Source organism: Tannerella forsythia 92A2 (assembly GCF_000238215.1).
Lineage (GTDB): Bacteria > Bacteroidota > Bacteroidia > Bacteroidales > Tannerellaceae > Tannerella > Tannerella forsythia.
On the sequence record NC_016610.1, the window covers coordinates 2,583,131 to 2,602,976 of the forward strand.

The window sequence follows — 19,846 nt, forward strand, 5'->3', positions numbered from 1 at the left end:
GCAGCAGCGAAATCCTTTGTATCAATAGAGAGATTCCACTCTGCAGCGGAAACTGTCGCTTAGCGTTAGTTCCTTGTTCTTTGATACTACCTGTATTTCGTTTTCTCCCTCTTGTAATGTTACATTTTGCCACTTCAGGACGGCATATTCGTCGGGGTTTGCTTTTCCGTAACTTCGACCATTTACGAATAGTTCCGCTTCGGGCTGATTCGTAAATGCAACGATTGTTTGCATGCGTTGTCGGCGTACAGTGTGTCGACGGCCGGCCAAATAAAGTACCGGTTCTTCTTTGTTCCAGTTGGCTTTGTAGAAGTAGAACGCATCTTTGCGTACTTTACGATCGAACGTAACCAGGCCTTTGTCGTTGATTCCCGGCCGATCGCCTTCTGTCCGGTGCGCGGCGCCGAAGTCGAACATATTCCATACGAAGCTCCCCCACAAATACGGACGGGAGGAAATGGTTTTCCAGTTTTCCGCATGGTAATACGTCTGCCAGTTTTCGGGATGCCACCAGCCGGCCGGTTCCGGTTTTTTAAGCGAGTCCTGCTGATGATAAATGCTGGCTCCGGCTCCGTATTCACTGACGGCGATACGCAGTTCCGGGTATTTTTTATGAGTGTCGTCCAGCCATTTTCCCAGATCGGACGGAGTGCCGCCATACCATCCGTCGTACCGGTTCCACGCGATGGCATCCGTAATGAAATTCATCGGTTCGGTTGCCGGTCTGTTACTGGCTGCTGTCGTAGGACGAGTCATATCTTCTTGCTTCGCTACTCTGTTCAGTTCTTCAATATATTCCGTCGGATCATCGCCGGCTTGAGTCAGTTCGTTGAAAAGTCCCCATACGCAGATAGAGGGATGATTACAGTGCTGGCGGATAAGTTCTCTGAGCTGTTCTTTCCCATTGCTGCGGAAAGCAGGGAGGTTCACAAACCCTTTGTCCATGTACCCGCCGGGACCTACGAAAGGTATTTCCGTCCATACAATGATGCCGTATCGATCCATCAGGTCATAAAAACAGGTTGCCTGCGGATAGTGTGCCAGACGAACGGCATTGACGCCCATTTCAGCCATCAACGCCGCATCTTCTTCATGATGTTGCAAGTGCAGCGCGTTGCCTATTTCGCTTCTGTCCTGATGGCGGCATACCCCGCGAAGAGACAGATGATTGCCGTTGAGGATAAACCCCAAATTGGGGTCGATTCGGTAAAAACGAAGCCCTAAAGGTTGTGTAACTTGGTCGATTACGTGTCCGTTTCGCATAAGAGTCACTTCTGCCCGGTAAAGGAAAGGGTCTTGACGGCCGTTCCACAAACGCGGGTTTATTATTTCGCAGACAAGCCTCCGCTGCATATCCGAATTTCCGGAAAGGGAGAATTTTTCATTTCTCTCCGTCACGATTCTTTTTCCGTCCCGCACGCATATTCCGAGTTCGATCTCCTGAGCTTTATCACTCCCGTTGGATACCTCTACCAACGCTTCTATTCTGGCATATTTATGGCTGACACTGTCTTGTATCAACCGTACACCCGGAGAGGCATAGTCTAATGGAGAGATACATACTTCGTCGGTAATCAGCAGATGCACATCCCGGTAAATACCTCCATAAAAGTTGAAGTCGCCGACCAAAGGTATGACATCCAACTGTTCGCCGTTATTTACTCTCACCAGAATAGAATTTTCCTTTCCATACTCCACCTTTCCGGTAATTTCAAAAATAAAAGCTCCGTATCCTCCTCGATGTTCGCCTACGTGGAGATTATTTATAAATAGATTGGTAACGCTATTCACCCCATCGAAGCGGAGAAACAGGCGTTTGCCCTGCCATTCGGAACGGATAAACAGTTTCTTCCCGTAATTGCCTATCCCGCGTTTGTAATCGGGTTTGCCGGATAAAGCGTCTTGTGCATTCCAAGTATGAGGCAGGTCGACGCGTACTTCCGTATTTTTCTGTACCTGATGTGAAAACCGGAAATTCCAGTGATCATTCAATAGAATATCCTGCCGTTGTTGGGCAGATGCCGGCATACAGCAGCATAACAACAGTACAATCGGTGTGAAATAATTGCGCAGCAAGAATGGTGTTGCCATGATTTTGTTTCTCTGATTATGATCAATTGCAAGTGATGAATATATCCGTTGACGATTACCGGTGGTCGCTCCATCCTCTCCTGCGGTTTGTCCGTAACCGGTTCGTGTCAACGCAACGGGCGGATTCTCTTATTTTTTTCCATTGATTGCAAAGTGCAGGCATATCGGAGAAGAGAAGATCCGCCCCGGCCTCGTGCAACAACAAGTCGTTCAGGGGACCGGTATTGACGGCAATGGTGAAGATACCCGCAGTATGAGCTGCCTCGACACCTAACGGGGCATTTTCTATGACAATGGCTTCCCAAGGCCGCAGGTCTCCTCTTTCCAATGCCATCAGGTAGGGCTCGGGATCAGGTTTTCCGTGTTTCACATCGGCGGCGGTGATCATCCGTTCTCTTGAAAAGATATTTGGAAAATGCATGTTCAGACGTTCGAGGAGAGAGGATTGTCCCGAGCCGGTAACGATCATCGGTAGAAGTCCGTTGTTTACGACTTTTCGTAGCAGTTCATAACTTCCCGGCATCCGTTGGGCCGGGGGACAGGCATTAAACGCTTCCGTTTTTTCTTTATATATGGCTTCGATCTCTTGCGGGGTGACGAAAACACCCTGTCTCCGGGAAACCATCGCAATAGTGCTTTCTCCCGTTTGTCCTTCGTTGAGGTAGACGTCCTCTTCGGTAAGATGCAGTCCGTGGCGTTCCATCGTCCGGCACCATGCTACCGTATGGTTGGGCATCGAGTCGTAGAGCACACCATCCATGTCAAACAATACCGCTTTCAGATCAAGGCGTCTGTAGTTGTTTCTTGATAAATAAGTTTCGATGGCTTGTTTACAGTCATTCATGTTGGGTTGTATCATATCCGGTTGTATTATCGTTTATAATGATTGATCGATCATGGAGCTGAGTTTGTCGATATACGCTTGTGCCTCCTGCCTGTTTTCTGCTGCCGGCGCCCATGGGGCCATGTTGTCCGGTGTCAGCGGTGCATAGGGTCCTTGTTTGATCTCGTAAATCACTGTCTCTGATGCTAATACGACTAATCCGTGCCAAACCCCAGCCGGTATTTCCCCACCGTAGCGGCCCCTTCGCGGGTCGAGGATAAAGGTATCTGTCACAGTCCCGCAGTCGTCGAAGAGAAACAGAGCCGCCTTGCCGCGTAACAGGATGAAAATTTCCGTTTTGTCCGGGTTCAGATGGCGGTGCGGACGCAGATATGTGCCCGGTTCCATAGCATTGAGCAGGCGGTTGACCGGATCGTCTAACGTCTCGTGAAAATTGTAGTTCATACGCAGGCGGGGCGACTGTTTCGCTTTCTGCGTCGTCTCGTCCAATAATTTTTCATCTATAAGCTTCATCGTTTATCGATTACGTTCTTGATATTCATTCATTTTATCTGTATGCGGAGCAAACGCGACTGTTTACGGTTTGTATTTGGACTTCGTCAGGATATCCTGTGCGTCGTTGTGATTCATTAATTCAGCTACGGAGACGTTTGTCCTTTCCATGTATCGCGTGACGATCCGCCAGCCGATCCAGGTGCCGAGGTTTCCCGGCGCTCCGTCCGAAATAAAAGACGACGGTCGTTCCAGAAAATATTTCGATGTCGTCACACGGTCGGGCGTGTAAAGTTGCTTACGTTCGATAATCTGTCTCCACAGTCGCGATTCATTTTCACTACACCACCGGTATTCTTCGGAAGTGTACTTCATCCACACCTCCGGGATGACTTCTGAAAAGGCCTGATGAGCCACGTATTTGATTTTCCCCTCGTAAATCATCCGATCGAGCAGAACGTTATCGTTCCCGCTGAACGGGTATTCCGACATCAGCCATGCTGTCAGATAATCAGGCACGACATAGTCCGGTGTCATGCCCCGCCGCCGGTAGGTATCGAAGAAGTCTCTATACAGCAGATAATCTGCCCCCAGGTATTTGTCGATCGAGATAGAGAGGAGGCTGTCGTTGACGAGCACGTTCTGATACAGTCCGGAGACGTGCATATAAACGACCGGGATTTGTCTCTCGGGAAATTGTTCCTGCAAATAGCCGAAAGCGCGTCCGAGATCACGTTCGATACGTTCCACCGTCTCGTATTTGGCCAACGCATCCCGATAGAGCTTGTTCAGGTTCGGCTCGGAATAGTAATTGACAAGACGGTCGAAAAATTCGTCCGACGTTGTATCCTGATGATTGAACAGGCTAAGTCCGAGCACTCGGAACATCTGTGGATAAGCTTGTGCCAAGGCTTGCTGTCGTTCGGGGTTGTCGACAAGAATCAGCTGAAACAAGTCTTTATCGAAACGACGGATACGGACGGGTTCGAATGACGTTTCTTTGCTGTTCAGCATACCGCATCCGTTGCATCCCGTCAGATGAATGAGCGTCCAGCCGAGGATCAGGATCTTATTTTTCATCGGTGTGTTCATTTATTTCTTCAGTAATACGGTAATTTGCAAGGAGAGATCGAAAAAAATCATCTTGGCATTTCCGTTTTGCGAAATATGCCTTTCGGCATCGGACAATTCGCGGATCAGATCAAAGACGTTCCGTTCGTTGACAAAAGGGGAGAAACGTGCCGAAAAAGCGGCTTCGTTGGGTTTCATGTAATTCAGATCGTCACTCCGGAAACGATAGACGAAGTTTTCGCGAATCAGGTGTTGGCAGTAGTTGAGAAAACTTTTCTGCTTTTCGCGTGTCATTGTCGACAGTTCTTCCGCCATGTTTTTCATTTCCTTTACGTTTCTGGCCCATGAGTTCCGCATCATCCGGATGAAAAATTCCAGGAACACGTCGCTTTCCTGTTCCGTGCTGAGGGTCTTTTCGGCTTCCAGCATGTTGCCGTGCGCCAAGTGTGCGATCTGCCGTGCGGCGTCCGGCTCGAGATGATACTGTTGTATGAGCGCCTCGGTGAGTGCCTTGGCAGTAATCGGCCGGACGTTCAGTCGCTGTGTACGCGACAGAATCGTTCCGAGTATCTGTTCGGGGGTGTCCGAAACCATCAGTATGACGGTGTTTTTCGGCGGTTCTTCAATGATTTTCAGTAACTTGTTCGCACAGGCAATGTTCATACGTTCAGGCATCCAAATCAGTAATATCCGGTATTCGGCCTCGTATATTTTCAAACTGACCTTTCGCAGTATCCGGTCGCTTTCCTCGGCGTAGATGAGTGCCTGCTTGTTGCCGGCTTCGATCCGGTCGAGCCATCTGTCCAAGTCGAAATACGCGTAAGTTTTCAGAAAATCGCACCATTCCGCGAGGTAGTCGTCGCAAACTGTTTTCTTTCCTTCCTTGTTGGCGACGATCGGAAAAACGAAATGCAGATCGGGGTGCGCAAGTTCATCGTATTGCAGACATGATTTACACTTGCCGCACGCATCGGTCTCCGACCGGTCGGTGCAGTTCAGGTAACGGGCGTAAGCCAGCGCCAGCGGAAACGCACCGGCACCGGGCTGTCCGCAAAACAACTGTGCATGTGCGACGGTACCTTTCCGCGCCGTCTCGGTCAATTGTTTTTTTAGCTCTTCCTGTCCGACAATATCTTTGAACAACATGATCAGTAGATGATTTTTGCTACTTGCCGTACGCTGTCGGAAGCCAGAAACGAGTAGAAATGGATACTCGGTACGCCTCGCTTCATCAGATCGCGACATTGCGCGATACACCATTCTATTCCGACGGCTTTGGCTTCATCGTCGTTTTTACACTGACGGAGGGCTTGGGTTAGCGGTTCGGGAAAAGTGCAATGAAATATCTTCGGGATCACTGTCAGCTGGTCTTTGAAAACGATCGGCTTAATACCCGGAATGATGGGGACGGTTACTCCTTCGGCACGCATCCGTGCGACGAAAGAGTCATATTTGTCGTTGTCGAAGAACATTTGTGTGACCAGATATTCGGCTCCGTTTTCCACTTTCATTTTGGCGTATCGGATGTCCGACTCCATCGACGGGGCTTCTTCGTGTATCTCGGGATAACAGGCCATCCCGTATGAGAACAGAGTTTCGATGTCTTCGATAGCAGAGCCGTCGAGTGCGATGCCTCGGTTGAAGTCATTCACCTGATGTTGCAGATCAGTTGCATGATCGTGACACCGTTTCGGATCCTTCGTCAGATCGAGCCGTTTGATGTCGCCGCGCAGCAACAGCAGGTTGTTCACACCGAGGAAATTCAGGTCGATCAGGCCGTATTCCGTTTCGTCTTTCGTAAAGCCTTTGCATACGAGGTGCGGCACGGCCGTGATCCCGTATTTGTTCTGAATAGCCGAGGCAATAGCTACCGATCCGGGACGTTTACGGAGGTTGACCGTCCGGATAGACCCGTCCGGCTCTACTCTCTGAATCACTTCGCTGTGATGAGAGGTGATGTTAATGTATTTCGGCTCAAATTCCCTCAGTTTATCGATGACCTGATATACGCTTTGGATACTGTTACCTTTCAGCGGCGGAAGAATCTCGAATGAGAAGGCTGTACGTTGGCTGTTTTTTATTAAATCAATGACTGTCTCCATAATGTTATTAAAATTAAAACGGGGTCTTCGATTCTTTTCATCGGCGTCCCTGCTCCGTTTCTTTTTTTTTGAGTGCAAATTTAGCCAAAAAGCGCGATATTCCGTATCGACAAGCTAAAAAGTATCCTCCTTATACCTCCGGTTCATTCGGGAGGGAGTCGGTTTTCCGATAATCTTTGCAAGTATGTTTCTTATCTCTTATCCCCTCTTTCAGTTGGCAGCCGGTACATTTATCGCAAGGCGACACATTGCTGCCGGATAAGATTTTATACAATTTCCATCCGGCTATTCCGAAGGCTGCGATGCCGATGAGGATGACTGCGATTTCTTGCCACATGATGTATTAAGTTAAGAGATACCGGCCGGACTGTTCGAGGTGTCTGAACATCTTCCGGCGTCGGAAGTGAAACAACAGGGCGGCGATGCTCAGCCCGAAAATAAATCCTCCCCACACGCCAACAGCTCCGAGGCCGAATACGAAGCCGAGCAGGTAACTGCACGGGAGATTGATGCAGAGGTAAGCGATAAAGGCATATATCATGACGATTCTGACATCGGTAAGGCCTCGTAAGATTCCGGCGCCGACCGTTTGTAATCCGTCCGATACCTGAAAGATCCCGGCCATGATGAGCAGTTGTCCGCCGATGTCGATCACAGCCGGATCGGACGAAAAGGCGCTTGCTATTTCGTGCCGGAACACGACTAACAGTGCCCCGGCAATGGCATTGTAGACGAGGCAGAGGTGCATGGAAGCATTCCCGGCCATACGTGCCGCGCGCAGGTCACGTACACCGATCTGGTGGCTTACGCGTACGGTGGTGGCCGAACTGATTCCGAGCACGATCATATACGTCAGGTGGGACATGTTTTGGGCAATCTGATGTCCGGCCTGAGGCGTAGCGCCGAGCCATCCGACCATGATGGCCGAGAGAGCGAAAGCCAGCACTTCGAGCAGCATGTGCGCCGCAATGGGAGCGCCTACTTTCACGAGTTCCCACAGGCGTTTCCAATTGAACAGTTTCCACCGGAAGGCGCGAAAACAGTTCCACCACACGTTACGCATCCGCATGGCGATAACAAACAAGAGAGGCATCGTCAGACGCGAGATCAGTGTGGAGATACCGGCCCCCAAGACTCCAAGCTCGGGGAATCCCCATTTTCCGAAGATAAGCAGATAGTTGAGGATAATGTTAATCACGTTTGAAACGATGGTGATGACCATGGCCACCCAAGTGTTTCCCATACCTTCCATGAACTGCTTGATGGCAAAGAAATAAAGAAACGGAATGAGACTGAGCGTAAGGCTATGGAAATAGGGAATGGCACATTCAACGACAGCCTTATCCTGACCCATGTAGGGCATCAGATATGTGCTCCCGTAAAGCAGGCTGCACGTAAAAAGAGCCGATAGCGTAGCCAACGTCAGCGAGTTCTGGAAAAGCTCCGTCGTCCGTGCGCGGTTGTTCTGCACATAAGCTATTCCCACCAACGGAGTAAGTCCCATCAACAGGCCGATGGAAAAGATAAATCCGATGATGAAGACGGAGGAAGCGAATGCAATGGAGGCTAAGGGTACCGTTCCGAGTTGTCCGACCATCAACGTGTCGACCAATTGCACGATCGCCCCGCCGAGCTGCGTGAATACAATCGGTAATGCTATTTTGAGGTTGCGCTTATAAAAGGGCAAGTATGTATTTAGCATAATATGTCATCAAAATTTATCTTTTCTGTTTGTTTGAAATTACAAAGGTACATCTTTTGCACAAAGTAGATTGGTTTATCTTTTTCCCTATAGTATTTAAAGAGATAAAAAATGTATGCTTTATTAAAAAAACATGTTATATAACATAGTGTGTTATGTTTGTATTTTAAAAATATAATGATAATTTTGCATATTCAATAATTGTATATGCCGTATTTTATAAATAGTATGATAATATCGATGGGGTTTGTTAGTGTTCTTAATGTATTGTTGGGTATATACACTGCTTTATATTAAAATATATTTAAGAAAATTTTATTATGAACTTTCGAGAGATGCTGTGAATGAGTCTTTTGACTCTTTCGGGGGGGTATAATTAAGTATATGTTTAATATTAGTTGTAGCCATGTAGCAGAGCGATTAAGCGATTTAAAAAAGCATGAAGCACGATACTACCTTGTTATATTAATTCTTTAATGCATTACCACTTATTGAATTATCGAAACACATTGTATAACAAAAAAACAGACGAAAATGGAAAAGGAAAAACATGTATGGACGAAGGGGTTGTTTGCATTCTTTTTGTGTATATCGGCCTTGTCGCTGTCAGCGCAGACGATTACAGTGCGTGGAATAGTTACTGATCGTAATAACGAACCGCTTATTGGAGTGACTATCAGGGTTGAAGGATATGAAAATCAAGGTACGGTGACGGATATGGACGGAAAATACATGCTTGTCGGTGTCCGTAACCACGCAAGCTTGGTATTCAGCTATGTCGGGATGAGGACACAGACCGTCGAAGTAAGAGGGCGTACGGTCATTGATGTTATTCTTCAGTCAAGCGAAGAATTGTTGGACGAGGTTGTCGTTGTGGGGTACGGAACGCAGAAACAGGGGCAAGTCGTAAGTTCTCTTTCGACCATCAAAGGAAGACAATTGGAAGTTCCCAGCCGGAGTTTGACGACAACATTGGCCGGACGAATATCAGGACTTTTAGCGATGCAGCGTTCAGGGGAACCCGGATACGATAATGCCGAAATATGGATTCGGGGGATTAGTTCGTTTGCCGGAGGCACGGGGGCTTTGGTTCTTGTTGATGGAGTACCGAGGAACATCAACGATATCAGTCCCGAAGAAATAGAATCGTTTACCATCTTGAAAGATGCTTCTGCAACGGCTGTATACGGTGCCGAAGGTGCCAATGGGGTGATTCTGATCAATTCCAAACGCGGTATTTCACAAAAAACAAGTATTGATGTGAGAGCCGATTATTTTGTAAATCAACCTACCCGGATCGTTCGGTTTGCCAATTCGGCCGATTGGACAAGGCTTTATAACGAAGCCCAATGGAATACGGCAGGAAATCCTGCACGGTCTTTTTGGGGACAACCGGGAAATTTCACTCCGTTGTATTCGGACGAAATTATTCGAAATTACGAAACGGGTATCGACCCTGACCTCTATCCCTGTACCGACTGGATGGATTTGCTTAAATCCGCAGCACATAATCAGCGTTTGGCATTGAACTTTCGCGGAGGAGGTGAGAAACTGCGTTTTTTTGTGGCTACGTCCTATTTCAATGAAGAAGGGTTGTTCAAATCTAATCCGATTGATGCAACGGAGTTTCAACGTACGCCTCAATATGAAGTTAATATTGGGCTTAAGAGATATAATCTCCGCACGAATGTTGATATGGATATCACTGCCGGGACAAAACTGAGAGTAGATTTGTCGGGACAATATCTTACGACCAATTATCCGGGCACGGGAACGAAAACGATTTTCAACACGATGATGAAAAGTGCTCCTCATCTGATACCGATGATTTATTCGAACGGATATCCGTCGAGATACAGTGCCACGGGAGGTTTTGAAAATCCTTATACGCTTCTTAATTTCAAGGGATATGCCAGAGAGTACAGGGTGGGGCTTCAAACTAATGTCGGACTCCATCAGGATTTGAACTTTATTACGGATGGACTTTATTTTAAAGCGAATGTCAGTTTTGATGCCGATTTTAATTCCGTTATCCGAAGAGACCGAAAACCCAACGAATACTATCAAGATGGCAGAAATGAAAAAGGAGAACTCCTGTTGAAAAAGGTCGTTAACGGACAAACTACTTCTACCGAAGCTCATGGCGGAGGGTTCGGGTCCGGGAACAAACGCATCTATCTCGAAGCTTCTCTGAACTATCAGAAGGAGATAGACGATCATACTCTTTCGGGACTCTTGCTTTACATGCAGAAAGAGAGTCAACTCCAAAACAATCCGTACTTGTATAAGAAACAGAGTGTTGTAGGACGTGTTAGTTATGCATATAAAAATAAGTATTTTACAGACATCAGTTTTGGGTTTACAGGTAGCGAAAACTTCGCTCCGAATCATCGTTTCGGTTTTTTTCCGGCCATCGGAATCGGATATACACTTACGAACGAGGCTCTTGTGGGTGACTGGCTGAAACGTAATAAGATTTCCAATCTTAAAATCCGTCTGTCTTATGGACGTACAGGCAATGATCAGGTTTCTAATACCCGTTTTCCTTATAAAGAGAGTTTGACTTGGTCGAGCGAAAAGATATTTCTTGGTATTTCTTCGGCTGGTGGAACCAATCAATCCGAAAACCTGATTTATGAAAAACGGGCGTTCAATCCCAACATACGCTGGGAAATAGAAGATAAACGGAATATCGGGATCGATGTGGGGTTATTCGATAACAGCCTTGTTATCCATGCTGATTATTTCAACAATCTCCGCAAAGACATCTTGATACAGCGAAATACGGTAAGCGATGTATCGGGGCTTATAGAGAATCCTTTTCAAAACTATGGGAGAGTGGCTAATCACGGATTCGATGCAAGCCTTAATGTCTCTGAAAAAATTGGGAAATTTGAGATTGGCGCTATAGGAACATATACATTCGCCCGGAATAAAATCCTTGAAATGGACGAAGTGCCGAGAGCACACGAATATCAGCAGATGACCGGAGCGAGAATCGGTCAGGTAGATGCATGGATAGCTGAGAGGCTCTATACGGACAATGACTTTGATATCGTCACCGATCCGGCAACGGGGGTAAATACTTATACACTGAAAAAAGGAATTCCGGTATCCAAGTACGGTGCTGTTTATCCCGGTAATATCAAATATAAAGATATGAATGATGATGGTGTGATTGACGAATATGATTGGGTAAGAACTCCGGAAGGTACTTATCCGAGGCGCCCCGAAATTACCTACGGCTTCGGGCTTTCATTCGGATATGGGGGCCTCTATGTCAGCTCGTTTTTTCAGGGAGTGGCTAACGTAAGCGTATACTTAGCTCCTGGTGAAATGCTTCCTTTTCTTGGTTCTCAGCCTCTTACAACATCGGTAAAAGATTTTGCCCTTGACCGTTGGACCAGTGAGAACCCGAGGCAAGATGTGGTTCTACCTCGTCTGATGTTGGATAATGTCAATGCGAATGACAACCGTTGGAGTACATGGTGGTTGCGAGACGGAAGTTTTTTGCGCTTTAAAAACCTGGAAATCGGGTATCGTTTCTCACCGAAGGTCTTACAGGCACTTCGCATGAAAGCGCTTCGCGTATATTTTCTCGCTCAGAACCTTCACGTATGGGATAAGATCAAATATTGGGACCCGGAGATGGGCAATTCGTCGGATGGAATGGGTTATCCTTTGCAACGTTCGTTTAATTTCGGTATAGATGTCACATTTTAACAATTGAAAAAAAATGAAAAATAAAATATTATGCAGCCTCACGGCTCTCGTTATCTTCATTATCGTACTGTCGGTCGCTTCTTGCTCCGATTATTTAAATGTTCAGGATGATTTCTCCGCCTCTGATTCCAAAGCATTCGTATTGACACAGAATCCTGCACAGGTCAGGCGTTTTCAACGGTATATATACAAGGCAATGCCGAACTACAGTGTTTACAGCCGGAGCGCTCCCGGTGGATTAGATAATCCATGGGAGGCGCTTTCTGACAATATGACGACCAACCTCAACGGTCCACTGAAAGATATGCCCCTTACAGGATATACCTCTTCAAATGGAAATTTCCATCGTTGGAAGGAGCTATATAAAGTGATCAGGCAGGCAACCATCTTTATTGATTCCGTCCGCCCTATCGGTCGGTTGGGTGAAGCTGATTTTCTGAATGAGGATGAAATAGAATTACTTAAAGGGGAGGCCTATTTTTTCAGGGCTTATTCTCATTATCTCCTGTTCGAATTATACGGGCCTGTTCCAGTGGTACTCACCGAAGCGGATCCTGCAGATCCGGACGCTGATTACGAAAGGAATTCGGTGGATGAAGTGGTCGATGCCATAGAAAAGGACCTTGACCTTGCCTTGGAAAGGCTGGAGGAAAACAGGCAATCGACGAATTATCCCAGCGGTTTTCAGGAAGATCGTTTAGCTATTCCTTCCAAAGGCGTAGCACTGGCACTCAGAGCTAAGTTGCGTACACTTGTCGCATCTCCTCTTTATAACGGAGGTTATGAAGAAGCGTTGGGACTTGAAAATAAAGACGGAAAAAAACTTTTTCCTCTTTACGACCCGAAGAAATGGATAAAAGCTAGAGAATCTCTCGAAGCTTTATTCGAATATGCAGGTAAAGGGAATTACGAACTGTATAGAAGTACCTCCGATGATCCTCATTTGAATGTCTATGAACTTTTTCAACGTTACAATAAGGAAATAATTTGGGCCAGTCCGTATGAAGATTGGAACCATGTGGAATCGGCGCAAACTCCGAGGGATATCATGGTCACCGGTGGGAACAGCAATTGGGGATATATGGGCGTAACGCAGGAAATGATAGATGCTTTCTTTATGAGCAATGGGCTGAAAATAAATGATTCTGGGTCTGGTTATGTTGAAACGGGCATTTCGGATGTACTGAATCCGGCAACACGTTTTATAAAAGGAGGTAAAATAATTATGCTTACGGATAAAAATATCTCGAACATGTATGCAAACCGCGAACCACGATTTTACGCAGCCGTTACTTATCAGGGAAAAAGCTGGCATGATGTGGTTTCGAACAAAACGCTGCAAGGGAATGATGCCGCAACATCGAAAGCTACATTGGTATATTTTTCGAAAGATAAGAAATCTTCTACCAAGCCGTTACCTGGATACGGAGGCATTGCAAGCAGCAATGCGGAGACCGGGAACTATCCCAATACAGGGGCTTTGGTGTATAAATTCAATAACCGTACGGTACATCCTACACTGCCTGGAGCACTCCGTAAAGTATATCGCCCTTCGATTATTTTCAGATTGGGTGACTTCTATCTGCTTTATGCGGAGGTGCTTAACGAAATCGACCCGAACGATCCGAAAATTGTTGAATATTTGGATCAGATCAGAACGCGGGCCGGTATTCCGGGGTATGCAGAACTTCAGAAATCGGGAGCGAAAACTGGCGTTATCGGAAATCAGGAAATGATGCGTCAGGCTATCCGTGATGAGAGACGTGTCGAACTTTTCGGAGAAGGACAACGATATTTCGATGTCCGCAGATGGATGATTGCCGATAAACCTGAGGGGCGGCAAGGAGGTGCTTTTCATGGGATGAACATGGAAGGTTTCGAATCCGACGGATCATTTTATAAAAAAACGGAATATGTCAATCTTCCGCGTATTTTCGAAAGAAAGATGTATTTGTATCCGATACCGTACGGTCAAATACGGATTAGTAATAAGTTAGTTCAAAATCCGGGATGGGAGAAGTAATTGTAAAACCTTATCTTGACGAATCTTCGGGACGGGATTGCAGAAAAGTGTAAGTCGAAGGAGGGGGCGAAACGGTATCGCAATCTTCATAGATCATTCGGACGAGTTGTTCGGCTTGGTAACGGTTTGAATAGGTGGGGAACAACAATTGTTTGCGTCGTTCGATTTCGGAGGTGGTGAAAGGCTGCTTCATCAGTCGTCGGCAAGTGGCAATCATTTGCTCCGGTGTCTCGGCGATGTGACATAACTCATCCAACCCGCTGCCGGCGAGCATCGGCGGATTAACGACGACGTGGCGTCCGGCAAAGAGGCTGTTCAGCAGTTTCAGCTTCAGCCCGGTGTCCTGAAAAGTCACGAGCAGATGGATGTGTGCTTCGCCGATGAGCCGGTCGATCCGTTCTGCTGCGGGGTTGGCTTCGACGGAGATGTTCGGATAGCGTGCCGCTTCTTTCAGCAGCCTTTTCGAAGGATTCATTCCGGCAATGATGCAGCGGAACGGCGAGAGCTTGCCAAACACGTTACGGATCAGGTAGAGCGCTGCCGTTTCATTCTCCTTGACCGACAATTTCGCATGGTAGAGGAGTATGCCGGACTGTCCTTCTTTCGAGGTGATGGCGTTGTAGGCGTGGAAGCACGGCATAAATTCGACATGATTCTTCGGGAAGGTCTCCCGCAGATACGTACAGTCTTTCATCGATACGGCCAGCATGATTTGGGCGTCCTCGATCTTCTGCTCGAATCGCCGGAATCGCTCGGCTTCGACATGGTAAAACAATTTCTTCAACGGATGATGCTCGGCCTGCCCGATGGCATGGTAATAATCGTGCTCGATGTTGCATCCGCGAAAGATCTTGATACGGCCTGCCAGTTCGGGATCGGTCAGGTAGTAACAGGTGTGCAGTCCTTCGAACAGAATGGGGTAGTCGTCTTTCCGCAGATTCCGGAGCAAACGTTCATCTTTACGGCTGTACACGTTGTACGGCAGCAACGAGATATTCGTCTGCCATCCCGTCCGCCGACGGTAATAATGCACCTCCTTGCAGATTGCTTCCAACTCGGCTGCGTGCGGCCGCTCATATTCGAAGCAGTGCAGGATGATTTTGACTCCGCACTCGTGCAGGGCTTTGACCTTGTAATAAATATCGATGACTCCTCCATAGTTGGCCGGCCACGGAATATTGAGTGCGACGACATGTAACGTTTTATTCATGATGCGGTGCGATTTGTTCAAAAATACGGATGAATTGGAGTGCCTGCGTCTCGCGTGAGAACGATTGCACTTCTTTGCGGTCGACGTCGATCGACGTTGTTTTCTCCGCTTGCCATTGGAGGTAATACCGCCGGATAAACGCGTACACCTCATCTTCGTTATGTGCCGAAAGGCCGGCCCTCGTTCGTCTGATCACCTCTTCGAGGCATCCCTCGTCGCCCCGCACGCAAAGTATCGGTTTCTCGACGGCCAGCGCTTCGAAAAATTTCGTGGTCATGATGCCTTTCGGACCGTTTTCGTCCGCCTTGTTCGTCAGCAGCAGCAGCATCGAACTTTCGTTGAGGATGGCGGGGATACGTGCGGCCGGCACATAACCGGGATAATCCATATAGTCGGCGATTGGATATATTTTGACTTCTTGTTGAAGTTGTTGCTTCGACTGCGGATCGATGAACCAGCGGATACGGAACGTTTCAGGGGTGATGATTCCTTCGCGCGAAAGCCGTGCGATAGCCTTGAAAAGCAGTTCCGGATTACGCATGGAAGAACTGAGCAGGCGTCCGGTATAGGTGATGCGAAATTCCGGGGTGCGGATGGTGACAGGTGCAAACAACTCCGGATCGAATCCGTTACAGATAAGTTGCGTGTTCGGGTTCAGACGTTGCAGTACGGAGACGTGCCAAGGGGAGACGGTAGTGACACAGTCGGCCCGGCGCAGCACCTTATTTCGTTGCCGGAGGCTGTGGCTGCGGAACAGCCGGGCGATAAGCTTCTCTGCTCCGAACAGCTTGGGGAGCGGATGAGCGATATATTCGTAGTTGCTGTATTGCTCGATGATGTCGCGCAGATCGACGACGAACGGCAGGCGATACTTCCGGGCGATTTTTCGTGCGGCCGGCAGCGGGAAGCTCCGGTAGGTGCTGCAGAGTAACACATCGTAACGCCGTTGTTTCAGTTTTTTCTCCGCCTCCTGCACCATGCGCCGGTTCTTGTACCCGAAAAGCACTTCTAATAATGTGATTTTCATTCGTTCCCAATGGCTTTCTGAACGGTGGTAGCGAATGAAAGAGACGTCGGTATCGCCTTTCAGAAAAGCGAAGGTCTCGTCGGGAAGATGCTCCGATAGCACGGTTGGATGCCACCCGTTTTGTTTCAGATACTTGCACAGGTAGCCCATACGTGGCCCGAAGGCCGGCGGAAACAGATCGCAGAGTATCAGCACATGTTTCATGAACAAAGCGCCGTGATGATTTTTTCGGCAGCGTGCCCGTCGCCGTATTCTTCAATCTCCCTGTGTTCGGACTCGATATGCAAGCTTTGGATGATTTTTCCGGTTTTGTAACCGGCCAGCCGATTCCACCCTGCCTCGATCGTCTCCGTCCATTCCGTTTCTTCTCTCAGCGTGATGCACGGCGTGCGATGGAAGTAAGCCTCTTTCTGTACGCCGCCCGAATCGGTCAGAATCGTTGCCGCTTCTTTTTCGAGCATGACCATATCGATGTAATCGACCGGATCGATGATTCTTACCGCCGGGTGAGAAGCGAGCTTTTCGCGCAGACGATACGTGTCGAGATACAGTTCGGTTCGGGGATGCAACGGCCAGATAACAGGCTTGTCGGGCGTCGCTATTTCGGTCAGGGCATGAACGATCTGCGTTAGTCGATCCTTGTCGTCCGTATTCTCGGCGCGATGTACCGTGCAGAGGTAGAACGAACGACGGTTCAGTCGCAGTGTCGACATGATCGCAGACTGTTCTTCAGCTACCTTGCCGAAGGTCAGGGCGGCATCGTACATCACGTCGCCGGAATGAAAGACATTGCGCGTGATGCCTTCGTCGCGAAGGTTACGGATGGCGGCGTATGTCGGGCAGAACAAGTGATCGGCTATATGATCGGTCAGCACGCGGTTGATTTCTTCGGGCATTTTCCGGTTGAAGCTGCGCAGGCCAGCCTCCACATGTGCGACCGGGATATGCAGTTGTGTAGCTGCCAGCGCGCCGGAGAGGGTGGAGTTGGTATCGCCGTAGACAAGCACCCGGTCAGGCATGCTTTCAAGTAAGGCTTTTTCGATTTCAACAAGCATCTGCGCCGTCATCTTCGCATGACTGCCGATGCCTCCGCAGTGCAGTTTCCATGTGGGCTGCGGTATTCCCAGCCGGTTAAAGAAGATTTCGCTCATGTTCCGGTCATAGTGCTGCCCCGTATGCAGAATCTTCTCTTCGATACGTTCGCCTTCCGAATGGCGATTATGTTCGATAATCGCCCTGCTGATCATGGCCGCTTTGATAAATTGCGGACGTGCTCCGATAATGGTTACTATTTTCATATACGTTCGATATTACGTTGTTACATGGTGAGCCAATATAAGATTTTGCTGTATAGATTTTTCAAGTATCCGCAACGCAGCGTCGCGGAGGTATTGTGCCAGAGAAGCGTCAGTTCTCCGTTCATTTTCCGGGTTGTACCGGCCAGGTGCATGCAGTAGCGAAGCGCCTGTCCCTCGTCCAGATTCATATATTTCGGTTCGCTCAGCGTGCTGTCCATGACCGTAAGCGGATGGAGGGTGAGCGAGGGAGAGAGTCGTCGGGTGGCGGGGTTGATGTATCGCACGGCGCGACTTGTACCCAACCGGAAGCCGGCCATGTCGGCATATCCCATGGTATAATCGTCCGTCAGGCCGGACGCTTCGAGCGCTTCCATATCTTCCGGTTCGCGTGAGGTCAGGAAGTGATGACGGTTTTGTGTGATCGCGAAGCCGGATGCCTTCTCAAGGGTCTGCTTCTCCGAGAGAATAAAACCGGGCTGTCGGCCAGCCTCGTAGCTGGTGTGCAGGCCAATGATTGCTTCATATTCGCGGCATAGCTTGAGCAGCTGTTGCATGTCTTTGCTGTTAAGGTCGTAATGCGGCTTGTCTCTGGCATCGCTTCCTCCCGCCCGGAAAAACACGATGGATTGACAGTGCTCCTCGCCGAAGATTTTCCGCATGTTCTCTCCCTGTTTCAGCATCCACGGGAAGGTGTAAAGAGGATCGTCTTCGAGCTTGCCGTATTTCCATCGCAAAGCGTGGTATATGTTTCCTTTCAACGTTTCCCGTGCCACATGCTTCCACGTGCGACAGCGGAACGGAGCGTCCACGTCGTGCGTCAGATGGATCCGGCGGAACGCTTCGGGCGGTTCGGGTGCGTTGCATCCGGCTTGTCGCAGCCACTTCCGCAGCAGGCTACCGTACTCGTCGATCACGGCCCGGTCGATGAATCTGCCGCGGGCGGGCAAAGACTCTTTTCCGGGGAATCGTCCGTGCTTGTCACGGCAGTCTTTCCGCATCCATTCTTCGTAACGGCTTATCAGGAAGAAAGTGCTCGCGATGAAATCGGCACGGGTAACGAGGGTGTCTCCCACACGTGCGACGTCGGTCGATCCGAACAGCAGCGGGATGTTTTCGATGGTCGGCAGAGGCAGACGGGGCAGGGTAGAAGCCGTTCCGTAAACCTCTTCGTTGAAGAATCCCGACGGAACGATCACGAGCTTATAGTTTGCGTAGTCGCGAGGATCGGAGGTATAGCCGACAAGCCGGTATACGTCTTCCGTCAGGTGATCGCCTAACAGGAACCGGACGATGTATGCTTCGATATCCGTCATCTCGTTTGCGCCCATTTGATTTTGATCCTGTCTATCCAACTCCGTTTTCCCCGACATATTGTGAAGTAGGGTGTCTGGATGGCGCCAAATTCTCTGAAAAACCGTTCCACGCCCCGGAGCATAGACCCTTCGAAATCGAAAGTGTCCGTATATTGTGCGGTATGCCGAATGGCTTCCCAAAGCACCAAACCGTGTGCGCCCGAATGACGGAGCAGCGGGTCGCCTCCTCCCGCAATGTAGTATGCGGAGCTTTTCTGCCATACGATAAAGGCGGCGGCATGGAGCTGTCCGTCGTTGTCATATCCTCCGAAAATCTCGCCTTGCCCGCGTTGGCGACAGACTTCAATCAGTCTTTTCAGTACATTCGGGTCTTGCCGGTTCACCGTGCCTTGACGCTCGAATGTCTTTTGTTGAATCGTAAGGAAGGCTTCCGTCGGAATACCCGTCTTGACCGTGATGCCGTGATGCTCTTTCGCCTTGACGATGTTACGGCGGATATTCCGGCTCATCCGGCTCAGGAGTTGATCGGCCTCACCGATGTTTTTCAGGAGATAGGTGTAGCGTGTCGTTTGTGTGTAGCCCTCCCAATAGAACGGTAGCCAGTCCGTGATTTCATAACTGAAATTCTGGAGAAAGGAACGATAGGCTTTCAGTTGTTCCGTCAGTTGCGAAGCCAGTGCCTGACGGTATCCCAGTGCGGTGGTGTATTTGGTGTCGTGAGAGAGCGGGGCGAACCACGGCCCCAAGGCCTGCGTGTAGCAGGGCATCGAGACCACGCCGCCGGTTGGAATATATAGCGGCATGGTGGCGACGACGCGCCCTTTCTCTTCGATGACCAGAACGTCCCATTGCTTCTCGCCACATACCGCATCCAACCACCAGTCGCGCGAGAAAACCGGGAGGCTTTCTTCTGTCCGGCATAATGTACGATAAGTTTCTTTGCGGGACAT

15 protein-coding genes are annotated in these 19,846 nt (G+C 48.8%); 2 read left to right on the plus strand and 13 right to left on the minus strand.

The annotated features are described in order from the left end of the window. Nucleotides 1-21: 21 nt before the first annotated feature. The 8 genes from lacZ4 to BFO_RS10530 all read right to left on the minus strand — a co-directional run bounded on the left by lacZ4 (nucleotide 22) and on the right by BFO_RS10530 (nucleotide 8,302). Nucleotides 22-2,028 (minus strand): beta-glucuronidase LacZ4, encoded by a 2,007-nt coding sequence (gene lacZ4, locus BFO_RS10495; protein ID WP_157755354.1) that lies wholly within the window; start codon nucleotides 2,026-2,028, stop codon nucleotides 22-24. Nucleotides 2,029-2,146: 118 nt separating this feature from the next. Next, nucleotides 2,147-2,935, minus strand: coding sequence for an HAD family hydrolase (locus tag BFO_RS10500; protein WP_014225697.1), 789 nt, complete (start codon nucleotides 2,933-2,935; stop codon nucleotides 2,147-2,149). A 33-nt stretch (nucleotides 2,936-2,968) separates the two neighbouring features. Further along, complete coding sequence (locus tag BFO_RS10505) at nucleotides 2,969-3,448, minus strand: WbuC family cupin fold metalloprotein (protein ID WP_014225698.1); 480 nt, start codon at nucleotides 3,446-3,448, stop codon at nucleotides 2,969-2,971. A 63-nt stretch (nucleotides 3,449-3,511) separates the two neighbouring features. Beyond that, nucleotides 3,512-4,507, minus strand: a complete 996-nt coding sequence (gene gldB / locus BFO_RS10510) for a gliding motility lipoprotein GldB (protein ID WP_041591302.1) — start codon at nucleotides 4,505-4,507, stop codon at nucleotides 3,512-3,514. A gap of 12 nt (nucleotides 4,508-4,519) precedes the next feature. Continuing rightward, nucleotides 4,520-5,644 (minus strand): DNA polymerase III subunit, encoded by a 1,125-nt coding sequence (locus BFO_RS10515; RefSeq protein ID WP_014225700.1) that lies wholly within the window; start codon nucleotides 5,642-5,644, stop codon nucleotides 4,520-4,522. Between the two features lie 2 nt (nucleotides 5,645-5,646). Further along, nucleotides 5,647-6,600, minus strand: a complete 954-nt coding sequence (locus BFO_RS10520) for a methylenetetrahydrofolate reductase (protein ID WP_014225701.1) — start codon at nucleotides 6,598-6,600, stop codon at nucleotides 5,647-5,649. Between the two features lie 130 nt (nucleotides 6,601-6,730). After that, nucleotides 6,731-6,937 (minus strand): hypothetical protein, encoded by a 207-nt coding sequence (locus BFO_RS15945; protein WP_014225702.1) that lies wholly within the window; start codon nucleotides 6,935-6,937, stop codon nucleotides 6,731-6,733. A gap of 6 nt (nucleotides 6,938-6,943) precedes the next feature. Continuing rightward, nucleotides 6,944-8,302, minus strand: coding sequence for an MATE family efflux transporter (locus tag BFO_RS10530; protein ID WP_041590877.1), 1,359 nt, complete (start codon nucleotides 8,300-8,302; stop codon nucleotides 6,944-6,946). A 534-nt stretch (nucleotides 8,303-8,836) separates the two neighbouring features. On the opposite strand from BFO_RS10530, the gene BFO_RS10535 reads away from it, so the two are divergent. Together BFO_RS10535 and BFO_RS10540 are read left to right on the plus strand one after the other, a co-directional pair. Next, nucleotides 8,837-12,025, plus strand: coding sequence for a SusC/RagA family TonB-linked outer membrane protein (locus tag BFO_RS10535; protein ID WP_014225705.1), 3,189 nt, complete (start codon nucleotides 8,837-8,839; stop codon nucleotides 12,023-12,025). Between the two features lie 13 nt (nucleotides 12,026-12,038). Beyond that, nucleotides 12,039-14,048 carry a RagB/SusD family nutrient uptake outer membrane protein gene (locus BFO_RS10540; protein ID WP_014225706.1) on the plus strand — a complete coding sequence of 670 codons (2,010 nt, stop codon included), beginning with the start codon at nucleotides 12,039-12,041 and terminating at the stop codon, nucleotides 14,046-14,048. A gap of 10 nt (nucleotides 14,049-14,058) precedes the next feature. Here BFO_RS10540 and BFO_RS10545 read toward each other — a convergent pair whose 3' ends face one another. From BFO_RS10545 to BFO_RS10565, 5 genes are read right to left on the minus strand one after another with little or no spacing between them, the layout of a single operon-like run. Continuing rightward, nucleotides 14,059-15,258 (minus strand): mannosyltransferase, encoded by a 1,200-nt coding sequence (locus BFO_RS10545; RefSeq protein ID WP_014225707.1) that lies wholly within the window; start codon nucleotides 15,256-15,258, stop codon nucleotides 14,059-14,061. Further along, on the minus strand, nucleotides 15,251-16,489 hold the full coding sequence (locus BFO_RS10550; protein WP_014225708.1) for a glycosyltransferase: 1,239 nt from the start codon (nucleotides 16,487-16,489) through the stop codon (nucleotides 15,251-15,253). Before BFO_RS10550 ends, BFO_RS10545 begins: the two co-directional genes overlap by 8 nt. Further along, nucleotides 16,486-17,583: a non-hydrolyzing UDP-N-acetylglucosamine 2-epimerase gene (gene wecB / locus BFO_RS10555; RefSeq protein WP_014225709.1), complete on the minus strand. Its 1,098-nt coding sequence runs from the start codon at nucleotides 17,581-17,583 to the stop codon at nucleotides 16,486-16,488. Before wecB ends, BFO_RS10550 begins: the two co-directional genes overlap by 4 nt. Nucleotides 17,584-17,603: 20 nt before the next feature. After that, nucleotides 17,604-18,911, minus strand: coding sequence for a polysaccharide deacetylase family protein (locus tag BFO_RS10560; protein ID WP_244262907.1), 1,308 nt, complete (start codon nucleotides 18,909-18,911; stop codon nucleotides 17,604-17,606). Beyond that, nucleotides 18,893-19,846, minus strand: coding sequence for a GNAT family N-acetyltransferase (locus BFO_RS10565; RefSeq protein ID WP_014225711.1), 954 nt, complete (start codon nucleotides 19,844-19,846; stop codon nucleotides 18,893-18,895). Before BFO_RS10565 ends, BFO_RS10560 begins: the two co-directional genes overlap by 19 nt.